Genomic DNA, 23,391 nt, shown 5'->3' with positions numbered 1-23,391 from the left:
CCTCAAACACTCTCTTTATATAAAAGGTTTGTAACATTGTATTAGCTTGGATAAGAGTTTATGCACAATTTAGACAAAGAGGACAAGGTATTTAAGATAATTTTTCCAGAAATTAAACCTATACATTTATTCGACAAGTGTCAGACACCATATAAAAACAAAATGGGGAATTGTCCATCAAAAGTTGACAATTCCCCATTGGGTTGATTAAGACCCTAATTGACACTATTTTATTATTTCCATTTTGTATAGATGTTTTTGACGATTTGTACAGGCACTTTGGAGCCGCCACGTTGTTGAACATTTTCAATCATCATGGCAATCATAGGGTTCGGTGTTTGTTGATTCCAAGCGATGAACCAGCCATTTTCCGTTCCTGTTGTGCCTTGTTTTTGTTTCATCTCTGCTGTTCCGGTTTTTCCAGCCAGTGGATAATCGGCCATTTCTGCTTCATGGGCGGTGCCGTCTTTATCGCTGACGACCTTTCTTAAGTCCGCTGCAATCAATTCGGCGTTCTTTTTGGAAACAACGGACTCTTTCCACACTTGGCTCTTCTCATGCTCATCCAGAAGAATCGGCTTCACCATATTTCCGTTGTTCATAAATGGCGTATAGGTAGCCAGTAAATGAACAATACTCATTTGCACCTGTCCTTGGCCATAGCCTGAATCGGCAAGTGCAATTTCGTTTTTCAAATCACCAATTCGAGAAGTTTCCAACGGATAAGGAAAATCAATTTTCTCTTCAAAGCCATATCCTTTTAAACCGTCCGCAAACACTTTTTTCCCCATATTTAGCGCGGCCTGTGCAAAATAAATATTATCGGAATTCACTAGTGCTTTTTCAAGATTGATCGGGCTTCCCTCATGAACCCGTGTGACAAAATAGCTGCCCCAAGATGAGTCCTTCTGCCATTTAAGACCTTTTATCTCTAAAGCCTGTTCTGGCGTTATCTTCTCACTCTCCAACCCAATTGATGCGGTGAGCGGTTTTAACACCGAACCTGGGGCAAAGGCTTGTTTGAACCGCGTCAAGAGCGGTAGGCCTGGATCTTCCTTCAGAACTTTCCATTCATCTGCCGTCATTCCAAGTGAAGCCTGATTCGGATCAAAAGAAGGACTGCTGACTAGGGCGAGGGTTTCACCCGTCAATGGGTTCATCGCTGCTGCTGTCCCTACCTCTGTCCCCATCTCCTCAAATATGACTGTTTGTAAATTGGCATCAATGGTCAACTTTACATCTTTTCCATTAACCACCGGTTTTTCCGCCAATACTTCCTCGCCGCCATTTTTCTTTTTGATCACAATTTTAACCCCATTCTCACCTTTTAGCTGCTCATCAAGTACTTGTTCAAGGCCTCTTTTTCCAATGATATCTTGGCTTGTGTACCCTTTATCTTTTCTTTTTTCCAGCTCATCTGCCGTGATCGGTCCAACATAGCCAATCAAATGAGCCGCGGCCTCTTTATACGGGTAAATCCTAGCGTCTACTTTCCGAGTTTTTACCGAGTCAAGAGCAATCAACTGTGAGATTCGCTCCTGATCATCCATCGAAATTTTCTTCAACGGTACAAACATTCCCGGTTTCACCCAGTTCGCACTGAGCGCCTTCTCCATTTGCTCTGGCTTTATTTTTAAAAGAGAGGATAATTGTTCTTTTACTGGCGGTGTCAATTCTCCGGCGGTGACGCCCACTTCATACACCTGTCCATTCACTGCCAATCCCGTACCATTTCGATCAAGAATTTCGCCACGTTGGGCCGGGACCGTACTCAAGCGGATGGTGTCTCCCTCTTCCATGCTCGGAAAAATAAACCTTGTATTCCAATCAACAAACCAGTTTTCCTTGTCATCCTTTTCTTCTTTTTTCAATCGTGCTTTGTGTGTAAAGTTGATCGGACCTGCAATGCTATTCATTTTCACTGTAATTGGATACTCAGCAAGCTTCTTTTTAGCCTGCTCTTCTTTTTTCGGTTTTAGGTAGTTGATCTTGAGATCAGTTATCTGTAGATCTTTGTAGATTTTTTCGTAGCGGTTTGTAAATTCTTCTTTGGAGATTTTCTTTTTCGCATCCTTCGAGAGGTAATCATACATCTGATCAAACTTTTCTTCTTTCCACAGTGCTATGTACGAAGACAGACGCTCCTCCGGTGTTGGTTCTTTACTACAGCTACTTAACACGATAGCCAAAACCATTAAAAGCAGCGCACCAACAACATGCTTTATCCTCAATTTTTAATCCCCCCGTTTATTTACTTATTTCCATTATATCACAGTTAGGTCCTCACCCCATTTTTTGTCATATGACTGTTTATATAAGTCATGAATCAAATAAACTGCCTATTTATTACTGAAACCTTCATTAATTGTTCATAGTTTGTTCATATTTACGCGTTATACTAACATATGAAAAGGATAATCTCACACTTTTCATCCCCCTTTTAAATAGATTTTAGTTTTGCAATCCGGCTTATTTAGCCGGATATTTTTTTTATAAAAAACTTTGGATAAAAGTAAGCTGCGTCGTATTTGAAAATAGATATCATGTGGAAATATGTGGATAAAAGAGGACTCAGGAAACTTGCAAAGCATTAAGAACACACTGGTCCCAGTCGTACAATACTGATGTACACACAAAAAAAGGGAAGTATTTCCCCTTCCCTTTGATTATGAAAGATTATGAATTTGATTTTTCTTTTGATTGGGTAGACTCCTCTTCTTTGTCAGAGGATTTGTCATCGTCTGATCCTTGATCACTAGACTGGTCTTTATCTTCACCAGATTTGGTTTCAGTGGACTGATCATCAGCATTCTCAGCCCCATCTTTACCTTCCAATTTCTCTTGTTGATTTACTTTCGGAGATTCTTCTACATCCCCTGTTGATACTTCTTCCTGCAAAGCGCTTAATGGTTTGTCAAAATAGCTTGATGGATTTACCGCGACGCCATCTTTGCGAATTTCAAAATGGACGTGTGTTCCAACTTTTTCATTGAATAAACTTTGTCCAGCCTTTGCAAGGACATCTCCTTGCTTCACTTTATCGCCAACCTCAACTTGAATATCCTTCACAGATTGATATTGTGTTACAATACCTTTATCATGCTCGATTTCAATCACATTCCCCAGGACTGCATCTTCCTCAACACGAGTGACTGTACCGCTGAGTGACGCCGTTACATCAAATGTTTCGCCGTCTTTCATTGTAATGTCTACACCTGTGCTTGGTTGATACGTATTATTGTAGAATACTAATGCGGCTTCCTGGTCTTCAGCTTTGGCATTGAAATCATAGAACTTTGTTTTAATGACAGCTTCATCCGCGTTTTTCACCGGCATTTTGAAGTTTTCGAAAGCTGTGTTCACTTCTACAGCTGGTGTCTGATCCTTTTTACCAGCGAGATCTGAAGACTTGTATTCATACTTATCTGTGTCACTGGCGTTAGATTGATACCAAAGAACTCCAGTTAGAATGATGGCTGCACTAGCGATATAAATGGCTGGAAATACCCAGCGCTTTTTGAATAAGCGCTTTAAGTTGGAACTTTGAGAAGATCGTTTGTTTTCTTCCTCTCTCATTTTCATCACCTCAGCAATCATTCTGAACAGATAACTAGAATTATATACACTAGTCTGAAAAAATTTTTTATTATTTGTTATTGCCAGCCGTTTTATGCAATATTTTTTTGAAAAATAGTCCTGTTCGACAGGAATCAGTAAATGAAAGAAGGAATGATCATGAAATTTGTTAAATATATGCTACTGTTGTTGCCGTTTCTATATATGGCTGCTATTTGGATCCAGTCTAGCCTGCCGTCTAATCATTTCGTAGAGTTGCCTGACTCGGCCCTCGACAAAACTATTAAAGAATCGCTCCATTTAGTTGAATTTGCGATTTTATATGTCTTACTTGTTCTAGCGGGCCTTACATTACGCCGCTCCTTCACACCAAAATGGAATGTGGCTTGCGCGATGTTTGCTGCCCTCTATGGAATTAGCGACGAAATTCACCAATCGTTCTATTCCTATCGCTCGGCCTCTCTCTTTGACTTAGTCAAAGACTTCACAGGAATTTTTGTCGCCTACTACTTCATCAGCAGCGCGCTGTATAAAGGGAAATTTGTTTGGCTGAGGAAAAAACTTGACCGAGTTGCGAAGATCCATTAAACCGCTCGTAAACTTTTATTACGGCGGTTTTTTTATTTTTCAAATGGTAGATAGTAATAGATATCTTTAAATATAAAAACACACTTTTGTTATAAGAGGTTTATTTTGATAGGGATTTTTACTTCTAAAATGGGGAAATTTAGAAGGGATTTTAATATATAGGAATCTTTAGTGTTTAAATGCCATTCGTATGATATTACATTCCAAGGCAACTGGTAGGCTTTTATTTTCATATTCCTTTTACATATTTAAAAGCCAGGCTCCACACCTGGCATAAATCCTTCCTATTTTTTCGCTGTTATCGTGGCAAGCATAGTCTCTGCTGACGTAATCTCTACCCCCTGATAATAGTGCTTCACGATTTCCTCGTAGCTCTTTCCTTCCTCCGCCATACCATTGGCTCCATATTGGCTCATACCCACGCCATGACCATTACCACGAGTGGTGATGATGATATTGTTCCCTTTACGTTCCCATGAAAAATCGGTTGACTGTAAATCAAGTGCTTCACGGATTTCCCTTCCAGTGAGAACCTTGCCACCAATATTCACCTTTGCCACACGCTTCCCTTCGGTGCGGGCAATAATTTTTCCAATCGTGTTACCAGAACCTACTTTAACCCCTAACCGCGCTTCAAAATCCTTAACAGATATTACTTTTTGGCTGTTGAATTTTGGTGAGTTTCTATCCCACGGGCTCGCAACACTTCTCAAATAAGGAATAGTGCCTGGCCAGTAATCCTCCGAATTTTCCGTGTAGCCGTTACTAGTAGAAAAGAACGCGGCATCAATTGGCTTGCCTTCATAAGTAATTATTTGCCCGCTTGTCGCCCGGACCGCCTCTTCAATCTTTTTCCTTTTCCATTCATAATCCTTCCCCCATGCCTTGCGCTGATCATTGTCGCTCATATACACTTGATGGGCTTGCGTATCCGTCACTTGTGCCCCTTTTGCTTGGGCTGCTTTTGGGACACCTTTATTATTATTGGTCATCAATCGATTTACGATATACGTTCTTGCTGTTAGAGCCTGAGCCTTTAACGCTTCCTCATTGAATTCTGCCGGCATTTCGGCTGCAACTACTCCAACGAGATACTCATCTAATTGGACATTTTCAATCTTCGATGTCTCAGATCGAAATACGGCCACTTCCACCGCTTTATCTGCCATAGGCTCCGCCTTTTCAGATGCTTGAGACTTCGAAAGATCCTCACCCAATTTGCCACTCGCCTTCTCACTCGAAAACGGCAGAACAAGCACAGCGGGAATCACCAAGGTCAAGGCAATAAGAAAAGATACTAGTACGATGAATGGTTTGATTTTCTTCATGATTGTGCCTCCAGTATGTCAAATTCACAGCCCACCATAATCCGGGTTGCGTTCTCACTAACAACATATGGAAGCGGACAAGCATTTATTACAGATTTTTATAAAATGGTGTCAGGCACAACTCATAGACAAATCACTCATTTTATCTATGTAAAAGGGACAGCCATGCATTTACGAGACGTTCCTAAACAGACATAAAACCTACCACCAAGCTTTTGTCGCTCGAAGATATCTTGCCAATAGGACGCTTGCACAAATCTATTTTTGAAATTTCTAAGCAAATAAAAACAGGACCCGTATACCAGGCCCCGTTGCTTCGGATTTTTCAAATATGATGTTTCATATGGATCTCCGTTATATGCCAGGACCTCCTTCTTCATGAAGGATTCATCGCCCGTCATAACGGCATTCATTTAAGCATTCATATCTGTCACGTATTTTGGTAGTTCGACAAATGATTCTTCCACATCGTTCACGCGTTCAATGTCGGCACCCAGAGCTGCTAGCTTTTCGTGGAAATTCACGTAGCCACGGTCCAAATGCTTTAATTCTGTCACGCGTGTAACACCTTCAGCAACTAGCCCGGTCAAAATTAAGGCAGCCGCTGCACGAAGGTCTGTTGCAGCCACTTCAGCTCCCTGTAAATTAGAAGGTCCATTCAATATCACCGAACGGCCTTCAATTTTAATATCAGCATTCATGCGACGGAATTCTTCCACATGCATGAAGCGATTCTCAAACACCGTTTCCGTAATCATCGAAGTTCCCTCTGCACAAAGCAATAACGCCATCATTTGTGATTGCATATCCGTTGGGAAACCAGGATGTGGCATTGTTTTAATATCTACTGCCTTTAAACGTTCAGGCCCGATAACCCGAATACCATCCTCTTCTTCGATAATCGTTACACCCATTTCCTCCATTTTTGCAATCAATGAAGATAGGTGCTCCGGAACAGCTCCTCTCACAAGTACATTTCCGCCCGTAATCGCTGCAGCCGCCATAAACGTTCCCGCTTCGATTCGGTCAGGAATAATCGTATGTTCCGCGCCAGTCAACTTGTCGACACCTTCAATCCGAAGAGTTCCAGTACCGGCACCTTTTACACGCGCGCCCATTTTATTCAAGAAATTTGCTAAATCTACAATTTCCGGTTCTTTTGCCACGTTCTCGATGATCGTCGTACCCTCAGCTAAAGTAGCCGCCATCATAATATTTTCTGTTGCCCCAACACTAGGGAAATCTAAATAAATTTTTGTTCCTTGAAGGCGACCATCAACCTCCGCCTCAATGAAGCCATTTCCAACTTTCACCTTTGCACCCATAGCCTCAAAGCCTTTTAGATGCTGGTCAATTGGGCGGGATCCAATCGCACAACCGCCAGGCAATGCTACACGGGCACGGCCATTGCGTGCCAATAATGATCCCATTACAAGTACAGAAGCTCTCATTTTTCTAACATATTCAAATGGTGCCTCCTCTTTCAGCACTCGAGATGCATCCACAATCACTGTATTATTGTCAAACTGAACATCAGCATTCAAATGGCGTAAAACTTCATTTATTGTGTATACATCGGAAAGCGTAGGCACATCACGTATCACACTTTTTCCATCACTTGCTAATAATGTTGCAGCGATAACAGGCAGGACGGCGTTCTTTGCACCTTCCACTTTAACCGTTCCATAAAGCCTTTTTCCGCCGCGGACGATAATCTTTTCCAAGAGTATTCCCCTCCGCGTCCATTTTCTCTATATTAATATTCAATCGTAATGATAGGGGTTCCTACAACCACTGTAGTCTGACCACCCAATCTTTCGGAGCGTATGCCAATTTGCAAATTTATGTTATTTTTCGTATCTATGATGTCTGAAAACCATGGCGACGTTGCCGAAACAGACATGAAATTCTCCTCTTTTAACGCTTCGATCTCTTTAGCATCAAAACGAGATAATAACTGATCCAGTTTTGACGATAAAGCCGTATCAATCTTATCACTTGCAATGCCTTTCATACAAGAAAAAACTGTAGGATTTCCTTGAAATATGTCTTCTAGCCTATTTTTCAATACATCATCAACCAAAAAGGCCGCTGAAGACTCATTCCAGTCTTTCCCTGTCACACTATATATGATATACGCATTGATTGGTTGTTTTGTGTGGGTCGCCAAGAATTGAAGCTTTTCCGTGTGGTGATTAGATGCTGGAGATACTGCTGTCACTTCCCATTTCTGATCGGTGGATGTAAACGTCCAATTCCAATCAGGAAACTTTTGCTTAAGCTCATCTGCAAAATTCTTAACGTCCTTTTCATTTTTCAGGCCTGTCACAACTTCACGTGCATAGAAAGACCATTCCTCGGGTAAAATATTTTCGGCTTGCATGATGGCACCAATTTTGGCCAAGTCCGATTTTTTTTGGAAAAACTCCCCGCTGACGTCATGATCATGAAGCGTTTTGGAATGAAATGCTCCATTCCTTGCCGGGTCACCATTTTCAATACTATCTGTATTTTCAGGCATTGCAGCAAACAAGCCGCTAAGTTTTGTTGATAAATCTAGGCCGGTATGTGCCTCAGTGGCTCTATTCCCTATCACAACCAGAAAAAAACAAATAACTGCAATTAAATAAAAATATGTTGTCCAATCTCTTTTCATCGTCTCTTCTCCCCCTTACTACCATTGTTTCCAAGGAGAAGGAGAGCATACTTGGGAAATGTCGTCACTTTTAGACATTTTCAAGCACCAAAAAGAGATGTTCTTTTTTGGTTTACGTGATAGATTTCACATTGACAGCTATGCAGTAATACGTCTGACAAGTAAAGAAAATTGGTTCACATAAGGTAGATTGTACTCAATATCCGCTAAGTTTGGAATATGTACGAAGTACTAAATTTTTTCCAGTTAGGTGTTTTGTAAAAGGAATGGTAATTGTTTCGACCATTGCAGATAATCAAGGAAAAAATTACTAACCAAAGATCCAATGACAATGGCTAATAATACATACAACAAACGTGCTTGAAACACATGGTTTGGTTTCAGCAGTTTATCGAGTCTTAAGGCTTGCAACGCCCACCAAGAAATGGCGATTGACACAAGATGCAACAATATGCTTATTAACGCAATTTGGCCGAATTCATTCATCCATTTCCCCTCCTTTTGCAAACCATTCTTATTGTATCACAGACAAGTGAAAAAGGTAACTTATTCATACTAAATGATGGATCTTGATTTGTAATTTTTTAATAATAAAATTAGTTTCCTCTAACGCGATATTTTCATTCTTTTCATTCCGATGGAAAAGCAATCTATCACTGTTCTTGCTCCAATCCCTCATATAGAAAAACCATTACCTATTTCTCTCTTACACAATAGCTATTCTTTATATTGATGAAATCCTAGCTTTATTTTTTTCACCAAAAAATCATTGACGCATTCCTTCCCACGAACATACAAGTTCCATTCCCCTGTTTTCAACCACCATTCCTTTTTCCTTCAATAAATTCCTTCCACCTAAAAACTAACCCTATATCAGGTACACAAAACAAAAAGAAGGGGCGAAACCCCTTCTTTCCTCATATTAAATACCCCTATATTGAACCGTAGTGTCAGCACTGCGGCGATATCAAGAACCCCCCCTTGTTCCTAATCGCCGCACTGTCCACATTACAAGGACAAATCCCCCAAATTGCCCATGATTGGTGCCTGACACCTAGCTAAAAAAGTCATCAATAATGTTTAAGTTGTTATGCATAAAGTCAAGGGCCGTATTTGGAAAAATTCCAAACCATATAGATCCGACCACGGTAATAATTAAAACAACTAAAATTCCGAATGGCATATTGAATTTGCTTGTATCAGCTGCCGGACGGAAGAAAATTTGTGTCATCACGCCAAAATAGTAGAAGTAGGATATCACCGTGGTCGCTATCATGATGGACGCAAGCACATAATGTCCTTCCGTTGCAAAAGCCCCCATAAAGATGTTTAACTTACCGATAAAGCCCGCTGTGCCTGGAAAGCCAGCCAAGGAAATCAACAAGATTCCCATTGCCACAGCTAGCCATGGTGAACGTCTATATAACCCCGCAAAATCTGTAATTTTTTCCGAGCCTGTTTTTCCTGCCACTACCTGAATCACCGCAAACACACCGAGATTCATGAGTAAGTATGCAAGCAGGTAAAACCATATTGAATAGAACATATTGGATGATAAAGTAGTTACAGCTACAAGCAAGTATCCTGCGTGCGCAATACTGGAATAGGCAAACAAGCGTTTAATATTGGTCTGCTTCAAGGCCACCACATTACCAATAATCATCGTTGCACCCGCAATTACGGCAATGTAGTCCTGCATATCCAATAAGAGTGGGACTGAACCAGGGCCCTCTGTCGCAGCAGCCCCAAAGACAGTTAATAAAATCCGAATAACAATGACAAAGCCTGCCGTTTTGGAAACTACGCTTAAGAATGCTGTAACCGGTGTTGGTGCACCTTGGTATACGTCCGGTGCCCACATATGGAATGGTGCCGCCGCTAGTTTAAACGCTAAACCTACTAAGATCATCAAAAACGAAATTCCTAGTAAATATACGTGCTGGCTGTCCATTAATACAGATAGCTGTGCAGCGATATCTAGCAAGTTTGTTGTACCTGTTAACCCATATACATAGCTCATCCCGAACAACGCAATGGCCGAGGAAATACTACCATTAATGACGTATTTCATCGCAGATTCGTTGGACTTCAGGTTGTTTTTCCGAATGCCAGCTAATATATAGGAAGAAATAGATAGCAATTCTAAGCCGATATAAAGAGTAATAAGATCACCACTGGAAGTCATGATCATCGTGCCAAGCAAGGCCGTTAAGAACAAATAGTAAAATTCGCCTTTGTAATTTTCTAATCCTTCCTTCGCCCCGTAGCTGACTGCAAGAAACATCACTAATCCTGCGCCTGCCAACAAGAGCAATTTAAAGGCAATGGCAAAGCTATCCAAACGGAACGTATCATCGAGAATCGATTCAACCGATCCGCCGGCCAAACTAGCAGTTGTAACCATTGCAGCAAAAATCGCTGCCAAACCGATCCAGCCTAGAATTTTTCGATCCATTGTTTTTGGCATAAATAAATCAAAGATGGTTAAAAGAGCGATCACAACTAGGATGATGAACTCCGGTGTCATGATGCCCCAGTTGTATGATAGTAATGTATCAAGACTCATCCTTCATCACCCTCCTAACCCAAGCATGATAGTCTCAAGTGTGGCTTGAAGCGGTGAGCTAAGGACACTTGGGTAAACACCTATTAACACGATTAACAACATGAGAACAATTACTGGAACATATTCCACACCTTTAAGGTCGACGATCGCGTCAAACTTCCGATGGGCTTGAGCAAACGTCATACCAAGAACGGCACGGAGTAAGTAGACGGCTGTCATGATAATACCGATCGTTCCGACAGCGGCAATCCATGGCTGAACCTTAAACAGACCCAAAAACGCCATAAATTCGCTGACAAATCCAGACATGCCTGGCAATCCTAACGACGCCATTGCCCCCGCTAACAAGAAACCAGCGGCAATCGGCATCCCTTTGGCAAGTCCCCCCAAATTATCAATAATGGAAGTCTCGGTGCGCTCATATAAAACCCCGACAAGGAAGAATAACAGCGCTGAAATCAAGCCATGTGAAATCACTTGGAAAATGGCTCCTTGAATGCCTGCTTCATTCATCGCAGCAAGTCCAATTAGTACAATTCCCATGTGAGAAATCGAGGAGTAAGCCAATACCATCTTAAAGTCTGACTGAATAAACGCCAAGAACGCCCCGTAAAGAAGGTTGATGACGCCAAGAATCGCCAGTAAAACAGCAAGCGTTTCAAACTGCTCTGGAAAAATTCCCATTCCGAAACGAATTAATCCATAAGCACCAATTTTTAATAGAATTCCAGAGTGGATCATAACCACCGCCGGCGGCGCTTGTACGTGCACGCGCAACATCCAACTGTGCAGTGGGAAAATTGGTAGTTTTACGCCAAAAGCAATTAGCAACGCAATGAACAGTCCTAGTTTTAAGTCTGCAGAAAGCGGCGCTGTTGGATCTGCGGTCATTTGGCTTAATAGCTCCACATTAGTCGTACCCGTTTTCGCAAAAAGAATCATGATGACAATTAACAGAACCGCTGAGCCTAGGCCGTTATAAATTAAGAAGCTGTAAGCTGCTTTTTCTTTTTCAAAATAACCCCATTTTCCAATGAGGAAAAACGTTGGGATTAAGGTAATCTCAAAAAATAGGAAGAATAGAATTAAGTTTTCCGCTGTGAATACGCCAAGCATACCCACTTCTAATAGAAGGAACAGCATAAAGAAGCCTTTCCATTCTTTTTTCACATATCGGGCAGCAATAGCGGATAGTGTTGCGACAATCGCTGTCAGGACGACGAGCAACAGCTGAAATCCACTTAAGCCAAGCTCGTAATACACCGAGAAAATAGGCTCGTTCGCATTCATCCCGCGGAATTGAATCCACTCAGCTGATACCGAGAAATCAGATAATTTTTTACCAGCTAAATAATGAAAGTAGGCTGCTAAGGATAAAACCAATGCCGGCAAAGTAGCCAAAAAGCCGACAAGTTTAATTAATTTTTCCTGCGTCTTCGGTAAAAAGGCCAACAGGATAATGCCTAGCAAAGGGGAAAATACTAATGTTGAAAGAACCCAATTCAAATTCATTTTAAGTACCCCCCTGTTAATGCAAAGATGAAAGCGAGCAGTGCAAGTCCAAGAAAGGCAACAGTACCGTACATTTGTGTCTGGCCGTTTTGTAATTTCGATCCTGTTTTTCCAAGCCCTTGAACGAATCCGACAATTCCTTTGGCGACGCCCTCAACAAGGAACGTATCGATGAATCGCAGGAAGTAGCTGATGCCACGTGTTACACTGATAACCGTCATTTGATAAAATTCGTCAATGTAATATTTGTTGTAAAGAACAGTATGCAACATGCCCCCTTGACCGCTAAGCCAGTCGCGGGCAATCGTGCGTTTGCCATAGATCAACCATGCCAAATAGATTCCCAATAAAGAGACAACAGTGGCCGCAATCATAATCCAAGATGGGCCTTCAATATGGCCATGACCAAGCACTTCATTGCCGTCAACAAGCCAGTCACCAAGGAATGTACCGAACCATGGTGTGTTGACATAACCGGCAAAAATGGCAAGGATGCCAAGAACAACCATTGGTAATGTCATGACTGTTGATGATTCATGAACATTTTCTTGTAAACCGCGAGCTTCACCAGTGAATACCAGGAAGAACAGGCGGAACATATAAAACGCGGTAAAGAATGCCGCAATGAGGGCAAGTAGGAATAGAACCGGATGGCCCCCTTCCCATGCAGCGACTAAAATTTCATCTTTACTGAAGAAACCGGATAGTCCCGGTACACCGGCAATCGCCAATGTTCCGATTAAGAATAATGGTCCAGTCAGCCTCAATTTTTTCCAAAGTCCACCCATTTCCTCGATGTTCTGGGTATGTACCGCATGGATAACAGAACCAGCGGCCAAGAACAAGAGAGCTTTGAAGAACGCGTGCGTCATCAAATGGAACACCCCAGCGACATAACCAGCCGATCCAAGTGCAAGCATCATGTAACCGAGCTGGCTTACGGTTGAATAGGCTAGAACTCGTTTAATGTCCGTTTGGACAAGACCAATACTAGCTGCAAAAATGGCCGTAAAGGCACCGATTGTCGCAACGGTTAGAAGTGCTGTTTCGCTCGCAGAGAACAACGGGAAGAGTGCAGCAACCAAGTAGACACCAGCGGCAACCATTGTTGCGGCGTGGATAAGGGCCGATACGGGGGTTGGACCTTCCATCGCATCCGGAAGCCATGTATGAAGCGGAAATTGACCGGATTTACCGATTGCCCCGATAAAGATTAAGATTGCCGTTAATGTAATTATGGTTTGTGATACAGCGCCTGCTTCAATGCTGGCAAAAATTTCGCTGTATTCAAAACTTTTGGTTTGCCAGAATAGAAGAATCATCCCGATCAAGAGGCCAACATCACCGATCCGAGTCATGATGAAGGCCTTTTTAGCGGCTGCCTTCGCTTCTTCTTTGTAATAATAGAAACCAATTAATAGAAAGGAACCTACACCGACAAGCTCCCAGAAAATGTAGGTTTGCAATAGGTTAGGCGAAAGAACGAGACCAAGCATTGCAAACGTAAACAGTCCTAAATAAGAATAGAATACTGGGAATCGCTCGTCACCGTGCATATAGCCCTTGGAGTATGTATGTACCAAGAAGCTGACAAGCGATACAATAAATAGCATCAATGCATTTAATTGATTCACTTCAAAGCCCGCTGTTAGATGAAAATCTCCTATCGTGAGCCAAGTAAATTGTTCTAAATAAGTCGGCTCTGAAAAGCGTTCAACTAATACTAGAATCGAGAAAACAAGTGACGCAAGTGTAAGAAGAATCCCCACATACGCACTCGCCTCCCTTAATCGCTTACCGATAAGAAGAAGGATCAAAAACGATAATAGCGGGAAAAGCGGTATAAGCCATGCATTTTCCATCAAATTATCATCCTTTGTTGCGAGCAGTGCAGGCAGCGTCTGCCTGACCACCCGAAATTTGATTTAAGGCGGTGCCTGACACCACCCAAATTAGTGATTCTACGGCAAACAATCATTGCCAAATCCTCACCATCTTAATGACCGCCCTAAATAGCCACGAACAGTGCTTTACAACATTATTGACACTTTAGTTTTTCATGGTGTCCATATCGTCAATGTTGACGGTCTTGCGGTTGCGGTACAGGGCCATGAGGATGGCGAGTCCAACTGCTGCTTCAGCGGCGGCAACGGCCATTGCGAATAGGGCAAAGACTTGCCCGGTAATGGATGGTGCCATGCCGTATTTGCTGAAGGTGACAAGGTTGATATTCACTGCGTTCAGCATCAATTCAATGGAGATCAAAACAATTACTGTATTTTTCTTTGTCAATGCACCGAATAATCCGATACAGAATAAGATGAGTGCTAGTGCCAAGAAGGCTGAAGCTGGAACTGAACTCATTCCTTATCTGCCTCCTTATCTTCTCGTTTGGCCAAGATAATGGCGCCGACTAAGGCGGCTAAAAGCAATACTGATACTAATTCAAACGGAATAATGAATTTCGTATAAATGGCTTTCCCTATTTCCATAGTATTGTTTTCATGTAAAGCGGATGGTACCTGTTCAATTGGGAAATTATAAATGCCTACGTATACCGCAAAGGCAAATCCAATAACCCCTAAGAACAGCAGAATTTTTTTCCACTTGCCTCCCTTTGATTCACTCTCATCATCATATGGTTTCGTCAGCATTATTCCGAACAGCATGATGATTGTGATCGCTCCTGAATAAATTAAAATCTGTACAGCCGCAACAAATTCCGCTGATAAAAGAATGTAAATGCCTGCGATGCTGACAAACGTAAAGATGAGTGCCACGACCATGTGTACGACTTTATTCAGGTTGAGTAAGAGAACACCGCCAATAATTGCCACAAGCGCCAGGCCCATAAATGCGAAAAATTCGCCTGAAATTGTCACGGTTTATTCACCTGCCGTACGTTTTCATCATTTTCATCCAAATATTCAAGGTTTTTAAATAACATGTCCCGGCTGTATTCAGCAAGCTCAAAGTTATTGGTCATGACGATGGCCTCTGTCGGACAAACCTCCGTACATAGGTCGCAAAGGATACAAATCTCAAAGTTAATATCATAGGTGTCAATGATTTTCCCTTTTTTCGTCGGGTCTGGATGTTTTTTACCTGTCAAATTGATACATTCTGTCGGACAAATGTTCATGCATTGATTACAAACAATACATTTTTCCGGGTAAAACTTTTGAATCCCGCGGAACCGATCCGGTAGTGGTAACGGCTCATTCGGATAATCATACGTTACCTTCTCACGCGATAACTGTTTTAGGGTATACTTCAAGCCTTTAGCTAATCCAAGCACGTTTTTCACCCCTTTAAATTAGGTTTCAATTCAAACACATAGCGGATGCCCTAGTAAATCAAAATGCTTTTACCGCGTCCACCTCTTACGGACAATGTCCATAATGGTGTTGACACTTTTTAAAAGAACAAGGACTTAATCAATGCCGTTAAGAAAATATTTCCCAACGCAATTGGAAGTAGTACTTTCCAAGCAAATTCCATGAGTTTGTCGGCACGCATCCGCGGGAATGTGCTTCGTAGCCATAAGTAGACAAATAGTACGAAGAAGAATTTGATTGAGAACCAAACTGATCCTGGGATGAAATCCAAGAATCCGAATGGTGCCATCCATCCACCAAGGAATAGAACGGTAATTAATGCTGACATAGCAAATAGATACACATACTCAGCAAGCATGAAGAATGCCCAACGGAAACCGGTATATTCCGTATGATATCCGGCAACCAGCTCTGACTCTGATTCCGGAAGGTCAAACGGCGTCCTGCTCAATTCAGCAACAGATGCGATAAAGAATACAATAAAGCCAATTGGCTGTAGTAATATAAACCAGCCATTCTTTTGTGCCTCTACAATCTCATTTAAATTCAAACTTCCTGACAGAAGAATAACCCCAAGAACTGACATAACAAGCGGGATTTCATAAGAAATCATCTGTGCGGTTGCTCGAGCGCCCCCCAATAGGGAATATTTATTGTTTGACGCCCATCCACCTAGCAAAACACCGAATACAGTCATGCCGGAAATGGCAACATAATAAAGCAATCCAACATTCAAATCAGCAAATTGAAAATTCTCCGTAAATGGAATGGTTGCCAAAACCATAAATGATGGTGCAAAGGCTATTATTGGTGCCAGAATAAATAGTGGACGATCAGCCAGCTTAGGAATAATATCTTCTTTTAATAAAAGCTTTAGAACGTCAGCAACGGTTTGAAGCAAACCCCAACGGCCACCGACTTGGTTTGGTCCATGACGGAGTTGGATGTACCCCATAACCTTCCGTTCCGCCAAAATGGAAAAGGTAACAAACCCTAACACGATTAAGAGTAAGACAAGTCCTAAGATGAAGAAGATGACAAAATTACCCAAACCGGGACTCGACTGCAGCATATCTTGAATCATTAGCCGTCCACCTCTCCTAGAACAATGTCAATTGCTCCTAAAATCGCGATCATGTTAGCAATATTTTCACCGACTAACAGCTTCGGTAAGATCTGCAAGTTATAGAAGGAAGGTCTTCTAAACTTTAAGCGATACGGTTCTTTTTTACCGTCGCTGTAAATGTAGCAGCCGATTTCCCCGCGCGGCGACTCAATGCGGACGAAGGCTTCCCCTTTTGGAGGTTTAATAATTTTTGGCACCTTCGCCATGATTTCACCTTCTGCCGGAAATTGCTCACACGCCTGCTCCAAAATTTTTAAAGACTCCTCAATTTCCTCAAGACGGCATTGGTAACGTGACCATGCATCCCCTGTCTCTCTCGTCGGTACATCAAATTCAAAACGATCATAGATCGAATATGGCTCATCTTTGCGAAGATCCCATTTTACGCCGGTACAGCGTAAGTTGACTCCACTTAATGAATATTGAATAGCCTCTTCTTTTGTATACTTCCCAATCCCTTTCACGCGATTTAAAAAGATTTCGTTTCCTGTCACAAGGTTGTGATATCCTTTTAACTGTTCACGCATGTAAGGGACGAAATCTTTAACTTTTTCAATCCAGCCTTCTGGTGCGTCCCATTTCACGCCACCGACACGCATATAGTTAAAGGTCAAGCGAGCGCCTGAAAGTTCATTTAACATATTGATAATCATCTCACGTTCACGGAACGCATAAATGAATGGACTCGTCGCCCCAAGGTCCAGCAGGTATGTACCCCACCAAACAAGGTGGCTTGCAATCCGTCCAAGTTCCATGGCAATCACACGTAAATATTCCGCCCGTTCCGGCACCTGAATCCCCATCATTGTTTCCACCGCGTGGCAGATGACATAATTGTTGGTCATTGCTGACAGGTAGTCCATTCGGTCGGTATACGGAATGATTTGTGTGTATTGTAAATTCTCAGCTATTTTCTCCGTCCCGCGGTGCAAGTAGCCGATGACTGGCGTTGCTTCGGTAATAATTTCACCGTCCAGTTTTACCACGAGACGGAATACGCCGTGAGTACTTGGATGCTGGGGACCGACGTTTAGTATCATTTCTTCTGTTCTGATCATTGGCTACACCTCCACATCATACGGCTCATAATCTTTTCTCAGTGGATGGCCAACCCAATCTTCTCCAAGGAAAATTCGATGCAAATTCGGATGTCCGATAAACTTTATGCCAAGTAAATCGTATGCTTCACATTCAGGCCAGTCAGCCCCCGCCCAAATTGGCTGCAAGGATTCGATTGTCGGGTCATCACGGTCAATCTTCGTTTTAAAAGCGACCGATTGACGGTTTCGGTATGAATACAAGTGAACATACACTTCCATATGGGTTTCAAAGTCCGTACCATGAAGCTCTGACAGGTAGTCAAACCCCAAAAGCTCATTATATTTTAAAAATTGTGCCAGTTTAAAATAGTATTCTCTCTTTACCACAAGGGTCGGAACATCTTTCGATAATTTATTAATATAGGAATCTTCCAAAACATCCGAACCCATGTTTTCTTCGATGACTTTCAAGTACTTATCTAAATATGGCTGATTTGGTGAAGGCGTTGTATCCGCTTCTGGTTCTGCTCCGGCTGCCTTTCCTCCTTTTTCCTTTGCTGCAGCTGCTGCTTTCGCTTTGGCTGCTGCGGCCGCCTTGGCCTTGGCTTCGGCTATTGCTTTAGCTTTCGCATCGTCTCCTTCATCTGCGGCTGATCCTTCGGCTTGGGCTCCGCCTGCAGCAAGTTCCATCGCCTTCCGTTTTGCCGCTGCCGCCGCTTTGGCCTTCGCTACGGCTGCCGCTTTTTTCTTTGCGAGGTCATCCGCTTCTGTCGCCTCTTTTGCTTCTGGTGCTTCCGCCTCTACTGCCGCCTCATCAACCATTCCTTCGCGTTTCTTTTTCGCTAGTGCGGCTGCTTTTGCCTTTGCTGCAGCTGCGGCCTTTTTCTTCGCGAGATCGTCCGCTTCCGTGGCTTCTTTTGCTGCTGGAGTTTCTTCCTTCACTGCCGGCTCATCGACCATTCCTTCGCGCTTCTTTTTCGCTAGTGCGGCTGCTTTTGCCTTTGCTGCAGCTGCGGCCTTTTTCTTCGCGAGATCGTCCGCTTCCGTGGCCTCTTTTGCTGTTGGAGCTTCCGCCTCTACCTCCGGCTCATCAGTCATTCCCTCGCGCTTCTTTTTCGCTAATGCTGCCGCCTTTGCTTTTGCTGCGGCTGCCGCTTTCTTTTTAGCCAGGTCGTCAGCATCAGGCATTTGCGCTTGAGCTGGCTCTTCTGATTTCGGCGCTTCCTCCTGCTTTGCGGCCATTTCCTTCGCCTTGCGCTTGGCCATCGCTGCTGCTTTTGCCTTGGCTGCAGCCTCTCGCTTTAACTGTTCGAGATCTTTATCCTCGCTCATTTATCATGTCACCTTCTTCCCAGTCTTCGCTTCATAACGAATTTTTTCCTTCAATTTATTTATTCCATAAATTAAAGCTGCTGGGTTTGGAGGGCAACCAGGAATGTATACATCAACAGGTACGATCTGGTCAACACCCTTAACAACGGAATAAGACTTAATATATGGACCTCCTGCCGTTGCACAGGAACCCATGGCAATGACCCACTTCGGCTCCGGCATCTGATCGTACAGGCGACGCAAAATCGGTGCCATTTTTTTCGTCACAGTACCTGAAACAATCATACAGTCTGATTGTCTTGGAGATGGACGGAAAAATGAGCCAAAACGGTCTAAGTCATAGTGGGCGGCCCCTACACCCATCATTTCGATTGCGCAACAGGCCAGACCAAATGTTACGGGGTACAGTGAACTGCTTCGCGCCCAGGCCTTCACTTGCTCCAGCGTAGTCAAAAATACATTTTGCTTTAACTCTTCCATTTCTTGAGGGGAAATTCCTTCTAATTTTAAATCCATCGTAGCACCTTCTTCTTCCAAGCATACACTAAGCCAATGAATAGCATTACTACGAAAATTAACATTTCGATCAGTGCAAACACACCTAGCTTTTCATAGGCAACCGCCCATGGATATAAAAACACGGTTTCTACATCAAAAATCACAAACATAAGGGCAAAAATATAATAGCGGACATTGAACTGTACACGTGAATCGTGAAATGGCTCAACACCGCTCTCATATGTGGTTAGCTTCGCCTCACTCGGCTTATGAGGACGCAGTAGCTTCCCTAAATATAACGCTACCACTGGCAGCAATACCCCAAGACATAGGAACACAAAAACAATCAGATAATTATTCTGATATATATTCAAAAGTTCCATGTCTATCCCCCTCCAATGTTAAAAATTTTCATACTAATGAAACTGTAACCGAATACATTATAGCATTGTTACAATCTTGTGTCGACAAAGCAATAACTATTTATTGGAATTCTATACTCCTAAAGTTTCCAATTTTCCTCCTTACAGCTAACCTCAAATAAAAAGTAGTGAATTTTTCGAACTTTAGAGGCATGGCACTAGTCTTTCAATGATAGCTATATTTTGTAGACACAGATTGAGTCAAATACCCATCCCCTTTCTCACCATCAACGCAACTTATCCACAGCAAGCAATATTAAATAATAAAACTAGATAAATGTCAGTGAGATTTGTCATAAATCGTTCAAAGAATTTTTAGAAAAAAATATTTTTGATTTTGCTTCACCTTTGAAAGGTCATTTCCCTACCATCATATTCATCCCACGTCCTCTTTATTTTTACATCTTATGTTTTTAATAAAGATGAAAAAACCCCCTCTAGATAGCCACATAAGGCTACCCAGAAAGGGGATTGCAATCACTAATAAAAATTTATTTCTTTTCCGATACGGCGAGGCGATTGATAGCTCGGCGCAGTGCAAGCTCAGCACGTTTGAAGTCAATATTCTCCTGTTGCTGGGCTCGAAGGCGCTTCTCAGCTCGTTCTTTTGCTCTTTTAGCACGTTCCACATCAATATCAGATGCTTTTTCAGCAGCCTGCGCTAAAACGGTTACTGTATCCGGACGGACCTCTAAAAATCCACCGCTCACAGCTATAATTTCAGTATTTCCGCCCTTTTTTAGACGTACAGAACCAATTTCTAACGGGGCAACCAAAGGAATGTGACCAGGTAAAATACCCAGTTCACCGCTTTTCGCTTTCGTGCTTACCATTTCCACATCTGATTCATACACCGGGCCATCGGGAGTAACAACATTGACTTTGATCGTCTTCATTTTTTACCCTCCTGGCTCAGATTATACCTCTACGCCCATGCGTTTTGCTTTCTCAACGACTTCTTCAATGCGACCAACAAGACGGAACGCATCTTCAGGAATATGGTCATATTTACCTTCAAGGATTTCCTTAAATCCACGAACAGTTTCTTTAATAGGTACGTATGAACCTGGCTGACCTGTGAATTGTTCAGCAACGTGGAAGTTTTGAGATAGGAAGAACTGGATACGACGCGCACGGGCAACGACTAACTTATCTTCTTCAGAAAGTTCGTCCATACCGAGGATCGCGATGATATCCTGTAATTCACGGTAACGTTGTAATGTTTGCTGTACTCTACGTGCAACATTGTAATGCTCTTCACCAACGATCTCAGGTGTTAATGCACGAGAAGTTGATGCAAGAGGGTCCACCGCAGGATAGATACCCATCTCAGAAAGCTTACGCTCAAGGTTTGTTGTTGCATCTAAGTGAGCGAATGTCGTAGCAGGTGCCGGGTCAGTGTAGTCGTCAGCTGGTACATAAATCGCTTGAATAGATGTAACAGAACCTTTTTTCGTAGAGGTAATACGTTCTTGTAATTTACCCATTTCTGTAGCAAGTGTTGGCTGATAACCTACCGCAGATGGCATACGGCCAAGTAATGCGGAAACCTCTGAACCTGCTTGTGTGAAACGGAAGATGTTATCGATGAAGAGCAACACGTCTTGACCTTCTTCATCACGGAAATATTCAGCCATTGTCAAACCAGTTAGGGCAACACGCATACGTGCACCTGGTGGTTCGTTCATCTGACCGAATACCATCGCTGTTTTATTGATAACGCCTGAATCGCTCATCTCATGGTAAAGGTCGTTTCCTTCACGAGTACGCTCCCCTACACCGGCGAATACGGAAATACCACCGTGCTCTTGAGCAATATTGTTAATTAACTCCTGAATTAATACGGTTTTACCTACACCAGCACCACCGAACAGACCGATCTTACCACCTTTAATGTATGGAGCAAGAAGGTCAACTACCTTAATACCTGTCTCTAAGATTTCTACCTCTGTAGAAAGATCTTCAAATTTTGGTGCTTCGCGGTGAATGGAATCTCGGCGTGCCGTTTCAGGTACATCCTCTTTTAAGTCAATTGGTTCACCTAATACGTTAAATACACGGCCTAGAGTCGGTTCCCCAACTGGAACTGAAATCGGCTTACCTGTATCAATAACTTCTAAACCGCGAGTTAATCCATCAGTAGAGGACATCGCGATTGTACGAACTGTATCATCACCTAAATGAAGGGCTACTTCAAGGGTTAAGTTGATATCAACTTCTGACGCATTTTGCGCTTTACGGACAACTTTTAATGCATTATAGATCTCTGGCAGATGACCATTTTCAAACTTAACGTCAACAACCGGACCCATGATCTGAAGAACGCGTCCTTTGCTCATCATTTTCCCTCCTAACTTACTTTATAAAACAAAAAAACCGGACATAAGTGTCAGGCACCTTCAACCAATAAATATAAAAAGGTGTCAGGCACGATAAAACTATTCTAACGCTGCGGCACCGCCAACGATTTCGGTGATTTCCTGTGTAATCGCTGCCTGGCGTGCACGGTTGTAACTAAGTGTGTAGTTGCGAATAAGTTCGTTTGCGTTATCGGTAGCGTTTTTCATTGCTGTCATTCGAGCTGCGTGCTCACTAGCTTTACTGTCAAGAAGCGCACCGTAAATTAAGCTCTCTGCGTATTGTGGCAGGAGAACATCAAGAATTTCTTCAGCACTTGGCTCAAATTCATAGGAAGTAAGCTTTTGCTCAGTTGTGCGTAAATCCGTTAATGGGAGAAGCTTTTTCTCGGTAACTTCCTGAGAAATCGCGCTAATATAGTGACTGTAGTAAATATAAATTTCATCGAATGTGCCGTCTGTGAACATCCCAACGGTTGAACTGGCAAGTTCTTTAATGTCAGCAAAGCTCGGCTGGTCAGAAATCCCGATGATATCCTTGATCACGTTATAGCCTTTCTTGACAAAGAAGTCACGACCCACACGTCCGATGGCGATAATTGCAAACTCATCATTCGATTTGTGCCGGCTTTGGATTGTTTGATAGACACGGCGGATGACGTTACTATTGTAAGCACCGGCCAATCCTCGGTCAGATGTGATGACAACATATCCGGTCTTCTTGACTGGACGTGAAATGAGCATCGGATGAACAGCTCCACCTGCTCCACCTGCGATAGACGCTGTTACCTCTTGGATCTTCTCCATATAAGGAACAAACGTTTTTGCTTTCATGACACCGCGGTTCCACTTTGCAGCCGAAGTCATCTCCATCGCCTTTGTAATTTGACTCGTCTTTTTCGTCGAATTGATACGAGTTTTTATATCACGTAATGAAGCCATAGGTTCTCACCACCCTCATTCAAAGAATGTCTGGTTTCGGCGGCGGTGCACCCCATCAGGAATATTTCGATTCCCGATTGAGGTGCTTGACACCGATACCGTTCCAATTG

Annotated in this window: 21 protein-coding genes; 1 reads left to right on the top strand and 20 read right to left on the bottom strand. The window is 42.6% G+C overall.

The window, feature by feature from the left end:
- Positions 1–233: 233 nt before the first annotated feature.
- Together GZA11_RS01560 and GZA11_RS01555 are read right to left on the bottom strand one after the other, a co-directional pair.
- Positions 234–2,231 carry a penicillin-binding transpeptidase domain-containing protein gene (locus GZA11_RS01560; protein ID WP_321175660.1) on the bottom strand — a complete coding sequence of 666 codons (1,998 nt, stop codon included), beginning with the start codon at positions 2,229–2,231 and terminating at the stop codon, positions 234–236.
- 445 nt (positions 2,232–2,676) lie between these two features.
- A complete protein-coding gene (locus tag GZA11_RS01555) occupies positions 2,677–3,576 on the bottom strand; it encodes a M23 family metallopeptidase (RefSeq protein WP_038537720.1) in 900 nt (299 codons plus the stop codon).
- 141 nt (positions 3,577–3,717) lie between these two features.
- Between GZA11_RS01555 and GZA11_RS01550 the strand changes: the two genes are divergently transcribed.
- The gene (locus GZA11_RS01550) at positions 3,718–4,164 is read left to right on the top strand and encodes a VanZ family protein (RefSeq protein ID WP_235924794.1); all 447 of its coding nucleotides are present in this window, start codon (positions 3,718–3,720) and stop codon (positions 4,162–4,164) included.
- A 284-nt stretch (positions 4,165–4,448) separates the two neighbouring features.
- On the opposite strand, the gene spoIID is transcribed toward GZA11_RS01550, so the two are convergent.
- The 18 genes from spoIID to atpG form a co-directional block, all read right to left on the bottom strand.
- A complete protein-coding gene (gene spoIID, locus GZA11_RS01545; RefSeq protein WP_163182643.1) occupies positions 4,449–5,492 on the bottom strand; it encodes a stage II sporulation protein D in 1,044 nt (347 codons plus the stop codon).
- Positions 5,493–5,905: 413 nt separating this feature from the next.
- Positions 5,906–7,216, bottom strand: coding sequence for a UDP-N-acetylglucosamine 1-carboxyvinyltransferase (murA, locus tag GZA11_RS01540; RefSeq protein ID WP_038537728.1), 1,311 nt, complete (start codon positions 7,214–7,216; stop codon positions 5,906–5,908).
- Between the two features lie 32 nt (positions 7,217–7,248).
- Positions 7,249–8,148, bottom strand: coding sequence for a YwmB family TATA-box binding protein (locus GZA11_RS01535; protein ID WP_163182642.1), 900 nt, complete (start codon positions 8,146–8,148; stop codon positions 7,249–7,251).
- Positions 8,149–8,394: 246 nt separating this feature from the next.
- On the bottom strand, positions 8,395–8,634 hold the full coding sequence (locus tag GZA11_RS01530) for a DUF1146 family protein (protein ID WP_163182641.1): 240 nt from the start codon (positions 8,632–8,634) through the stop codon (positions 8,395–8,397).
- Between the two features lie 568 nt (positions 8,635–9,202).
- The gene (nuoN, locus tag GZA11_RS01525; protein WP_038537737.1) at positions 9,203–10,714 is read right to left on the bottom strand and encodes an NADH-quinone oxidoreductase subunit NuoN; all 1,512 of its coding nucleotides are present in this window, start codon (positions 10,712–10,714) and stop codon (positions 9,203–9,205) included.
- Positions 10,715–10,720: 6 nt separating this feature from the next.
- Positions 10,721–12,226 (bottom strand): NADH-quinone oxidoreductase subunit M, encoded by a 1,506-nt coding sequence (locus GZA11_RS01520; protein WP_163182640.1) that lies wholly within the window; start codon positions 12,224–12,226, stop codon positions 10,721–10,723.
- Positions 12,223–14,091, bottom strand: coding sequence for an NADH-quinone oxidoreductase subunit L (gene nuoL, locus GZA11_RS01515; protein WP_163182639.1), 1,869 nt, complete (start codon positions 14,089–14,091; stop codon positions 12,223–12,225). Before nuoL ends, GZA11_RS01520 begins: the two co-directional genes overlap by 4 nt.
- 184 nt (positions 14,092–14,275) lie before the next feature.
- A complete protein-coding gene (gene nuoK, locus GZA11_RS01510) occupies positions 14,276–14,590 on the bottom strand; it encodes an NADH-quinone oxidoreductase subunit NuoK (protein ID WP_038537745.1) in 315 nt (104 codons plus the stop codon).
- Entirely contained in the window at positions 14,587–15,108 is a 522-nt protein-coding gene (locus tag GZA11_RS01505; protein WP_038537748.1) for an NADH-quinone oxidoreductase subunit J, read from the bottom strand. Before GZA11_RS01505 ends, nuoK begins: the two co-directional genes overlap by 4 nt.
- Positions 15,105–15,524, bottom strand: coding sequence for an NADH-quinone oxidoreductase subunit NuoI (gene nuoI, locus GZA11_RS01500; protein WP_038537750.1), 420 nt, complete (start codon positions 15,522–15,524; stop codon positions 15,105–15,107). The genes GZA11_RS01505 and nuoI overlap by 4 nt, the downstream gene beginning before the upstream one ends.
- 119 nt (positions 15,525–15,643) lie before the next feature.
- Positions 15,644–16,648: an NADH-quinone oxidoreductase subunit NuoH gene (gene nuoH, locus GZA11_RS01495; RefSeq protein ID WP_038537754.1), complete on the bottom strand. Its 1,005-nt coding sequence runs from the start codon at positions 16,646–16,648 to the stop codon at positions 15,644–15,646.
- Positions 16,648–17,748: an NADH-quinone oxidoreductase subunit D gene (locus tag GZA11_RS01490; RefSeq protein ID WP_038537757.1), complete on the bottom strand. Its 1,101-nt coding sequence runs from the start codon at positions 17,746–17,748 to the stop codon at positions 16,648–16,650. The genes nuoH and GZA11_RS01490 overlap by 1 nt, the downstream gene beginning before the upstream one ends.
- 3 nt (positions 17,749–17,751) lie before the next feature.
- Positions 17,752–19,062: an NADH-quinone oxidoreductase subunit C gene (locus GZA11_RS01485; protein ID WP_163182638.1), complete on the bottom strand. Its 1,311-nt coding sequence runs from the start codon at positions 19,060–19,062 to the stop codon at positions 17,752–17,754.
- Positions 19,063–19,065: 3 nt separating this feature from the next.
- Entirely contained in the window at positions 19,066–19,578 is a 513-nt protein-coding gene (locus GZA11_RS01480; RefSeq protein WP_038537763.1) for a NuoB/complex I 20 kDa subunit family protein, read from the bottom strand.
- Positions 19,569–19,943, bottom strand: a complete 375-nt coding sequence (locus tag GZA11_RS01475; RefSeq protein WP_038537766.1) for an NADH-quinone oxidoreductase subunit A — start codon at positions 19,941–19,943, stop codon at positions 19,569–19,571. The genes GZA11_RS01480 and GZA11_RS01475 overlap by 10 nt, the downstream gene beginning before the upstream one ends.
- A gap of 530 nt (positions 19,944–20,473) precedes the next feature.
- A complete protein-coding gene (locus GZA11_RS01470) occupies positions 20,474–20,878 on the bottom strand; it encodes a F0F1 ATP synthase subunit epsilon (protein ID WP_038537768.1) in 405 nt (134 codons plus the stop codon).
- A gap of 21 nt (positions 20,879–20,899) precedes the next feature.
- A complete protein-coding gene (gene atpD, locus GZA11_RS01465; protein WP_038537770.1) occupies positions 20,900–22,321 on the bottom strand; it encodes a F0F1 ATP synthase subunit beta in 1,422 nt (473 codons plus the stop codon).
- A gap of 99 nt (positions 22,322–22,420) precedes the next feature.
- Positions 22,421–23,281 carry an ATP synthase F1 subunit gamma gene (atpG, locus tag GZA11_RS01460; protein WP_038537772.1) on the bottom strand — a complete coding sequence of 287 codons (861 nt, stop codon included), beginning with the start codon at positions 23,279–23,281 and terminating at the stop codon, positions 22,421–22,423.
- Between the last annotated feature and the right edge of the window lie 110 nt (positions 23,282–23,391).

Origin of the sequence: Neobacillus sedimentimangrovi (assembly GCF_010614825.1) — a bacterium.
GTDB classification, from domain to species: domain Bacteria; phylum Bacillota; class Bacilli; order Bacillales; family Cytobacillaceae; genus Neobacillus; species Neobacillus thermocopriae.
This window is presented reverse-complemented; position numbering and strand designations above follow the sequence as displayed.